The 1,597-nt window shown below is 62.1% G+C and carries 1 protein-coding gene; it reads right to left on the bottom strand.

Translation table 11 applies throughout. The annotated features are described in order from the left end of the window. Nucleotides 1–17: 17 nt before the first annotated feature. Nucleotides 18–1,532 (bottom strand): IS66 family transposase, encoded by a 1,515-nt coding sequence (tnpC, locus tag IQ241_RS25210; protein ID WP_193912565.1) that lies wholly within the window; start codon nt 1,530–1,532, stop codon nt 18–20. Nucleotides 1,533–1,597 lie beyond the last annotated feature (65 nt).

The raw sequence follows: 1,597 nt of genomic DNA, 5'->3' as shown, positions 1-1,597 counted from the left end.
GGTAGCCGTTCAGGGGGTTACGAGCGAATGGTAGCTGTAGAGCTGACTGCGGGCTCAGGCAATAGGCTAGGCGGCAACTGGTCATTGCGAGCCGCTCGGCAAGCCTGAGTCAAGAACGCTAATACGTTGCGCTGCTGCGCGTTTAGGGAAGCCACCACCGTCAGCATCCGGGCGACAAACTCAGAGCCCGCCTGAGACTGGGAGCCAAAGCTCGTGCGCCGCCAAATTACAGCCGGACGCAGTGCCCGTTCAGCAGCATTGTTAGTTGGCTCGACCCCGGGCGTATCGACAAACGTCCATAGGGCCGGTTCAACCTGCAAGAGTTTTCGACAGGTGCGTACGGTCTTGGCTAAAGGCGTCCGTTCCTTTGTGCTAATCGGGAGCTGGGCTGCCGCTTCAAGTTCTCGCTTGAAGCCGCGCCGGAGCGGTTCGATAGCCCGGCTAAAAGCGGCACGACTCAAGGTGCCATCTCGCACCCGGTGCCAGAGTCGAAACAGATGGCGCTCTCGTCTGAGCAGCGCTTCGCCAATCGTTTGAGATGCGCCGCTGCGCTCTTGAATCGCCGTCAGGTCTCGCTTCAGATGTGCCCAGCAGACCTGACGCTGAGCCAAGTCTATCCAGTTGTAGCTACTGTAGCGGTCTGAGACCACAATGCCGCTCACCTCACTGCCAATCAGCGCTTGAGCTGTCGTCTGGGACCGGCTTAAGGCCACCGCAAAGAAGCTCACCAGCGGCGTCACCAGCACCCACAGCCAGCCCCCCTTGCCGCTCGGGTTGCCGCCGTCACCGTTGCCCTGCTGAAAGCTGGTCTCGTCGCTATGCAGGACCGCTGCACCCTGTACATACTGCTGGGCCGCCGCCACCGGCTGGGCCACCGCCTCGCTCAGCTCACGCCGGATGCGGTTGACGCTACCGCTGCTGATGGAAACATCGAACACATCGTTGAGCAGCGCCACCACCTGCTGATGACTCTGCCGATAGCCACTGCTCAGCAACCCCACCACCGCACTCAGCCGCTCGCCGTAGCCCACTGCTGGCACCGCTGGCGGTAACTGGGCTCGGGTCGTGCTGCCGCAGTGGGCGCACACCAACTGATGCAGCCGATGCTCGTGTACTACTGGCTGCATCGACGGCAAATCCACAATCTGGTGCCGGTAGGGCGTTTTGTCTTCCCCGCTGAGGGCCTCGCCACACCGCCGACAATGCTGCGGATAGTGCTCTTTGACCTCGGCGCAGCGCTCGCTCGGATAGAGCCCTCGCCGATGCCCCGGGTGCCCCGGTTGGCCCCCGCGCTGGCGCGGCTTGCTTTTGCTCTTCGCCGCTGGCGGCGGTTGCCCAAAGCCATCGCTTGAGGGCGGCTTGGACGAGTTCTTTGAATTCTTCGATAGCTGCTCTTCCAGGTGGGCGATGCGCTCGCTCAGCTGCGCCATTTGGTCGCTCATCGCTGCCACCAGCGTCTTGACGCTCGCGGGCGTAGCCTCCCAATCTGGCTGCGGAATTCGGCTACCTGCTATCTCGACCTCTTCTGCCATAGCCTCAGCTTAGCGGATAAATCTGGCTGCAATCACCATTTTTCGTCGCCCCCCTGAACGGATAC

This window comes from Vasconcelosia minhoensis LEGE 07310, from assembly GCF_015207255.1.
Classification (GTDB): Bacteria; Cyanobacteriota; Cyanobacteriia; order Phormidesmidales; family Phormidesmidaceae; genus Vasconcelosia; species Vasconcelosia minhoensis.
The sequence above is the reverse complement of the archived record's forward strand: the minus strand, read 5'-3'. Positions and strand labels throughout refer to the sequence as shown.

Bases quoted from the DNA above. Each gene is read 5' to 3' on its own strand.
- tnpC (WP_193912565.1), bottom strand. From the start codon at position 1,532: ATGGCAGAAGAGGTCGAGATAGCAGGTAGCCGAATTCCGCAGCCAGAT.